The organism is Candidatus Termitispirillum reticulitermitis, from assembly GCF_054655775.1.
Window position 1 is genome coordinate 1 of the sequence record NZ_BAAIHG010000143.1, and the last position, 1378, is coordinate 1378.

Here is a 1378-nt window from a genome sequence, read left to right on the forward strand (position 1 = left end):
ACTGAGGGATTAAAACATAGCTATAGAAAGAATATAGACTACTTCAAATGCCTGTTAGATAAAGGAAAGGATTTGACTAGTTGTATGCCACTTGGAGAGTTTTAGAAATGACCACTCGCACCATAAATCCCGAAGTGCTGTTTTTTTCTTATGCGCAGAATGGCACATTATCTATGACAGGTTCAACGATAGCTAACAGGGATGAACATGGCAACGACAATGGTAACCTTAATATAGTGGCTACCTCGTTAGAATGGGCTGATTTATTTGATTATTCATATAGCAGTCAAACAGGGTTTAGTTTAGGAGTAACTGTATCTGGAATAGGCGCAAAACCGGGTGTAGGGGATAACCCAGATAACAGCACTATAGAGGCTAAAGGAACTATTGGTGTCACAAATACAGGACACGAGAAAGAGGGGACAACACGTGCGACCATAGGTGAGGGGAACATAGTAGTTAGAGATGGCTCTGATATATCAGGGCTGAATAGAGATATAGATAGAGCACAGACGGTTGAGAGGGATACGACCACAGGAGCGTTAGACGGAAAACTAGAGATAGACAGCAGGCTATTTACGACTGCTGGGCAGGAAGAGATATTAGACAGCTTTACTGGTTTTTATAGAAACACTGTTATGGCTGGCATGGGGGCTACGGGGACAGTATTGCAAAGTTTGGTTAGCGTGTATAGTGTAGCAATCAATGATAGTATATCTGCATCTGAAATTGTGAATGTATGGCAGACGTATCAGTTGCATAAGGCTTATGGCGTGAAGGGTGGAGCTAGTGAAGAAGTCCATAACTTAATGGATAATATTACCAACGGAAATGCAACCCCGGAAGACTTGAGAAGTCTATCATCTCTAATAAGAGGGAAGGCTGCTAATATTATGTATGCTGATAGTAGTGAGGTTTTTACAGACGAGGATGGCAATAAGTATGCGGTTATGGGGAAGCATGATAACAGCACAGGGATTGGGGCTGTGAATACCGCTAATGGTGCTGCAACTAATGCGAGAACGTTTTTAGAGACAGATGCACATGAAGCGGCGCACAACTCTAGCAGGAATGAAGCAGTGGCTGGTAATGCTGCGAGTATGGAGTTGGGGTATTATAGCGTTGCGTCTTTTCTGTTAGGATATGATAGATTGCCTACTATCAGTGAAGGCGGGTTTGGAACAACTATGCAGGCTAACTGGAATGAAACCTATAATGCTAGCACTAGCACATTATTGGCAAGAGGCAACTATATTGCTGGTAGTATGTTGTTTGAAAATATTGATTATCTACTATATAAAATGAGCGGTGGAGTGATAGTTGACACTGACGATATGCCTAAAGGAGAGTTGAGTAAAAAAGAAGAGGTTGGCAATGG

1 protein-coding gene is annotated in these 1378 nt (G+C 42.1%); it reads left to right on the top strand.

Annotated features, from left to right (window positions below; translation table 11 throughout):
* Window positions 1–107: 107 nt before the first annotated feature.
* Window positions 108–1378 (top strand): hypothetical protein (locus AC1MDJ_RS07855; RefSeq protein WP_479690367.1); only part of this gene is annotated, 1271 nt, incomplete at its 3' end.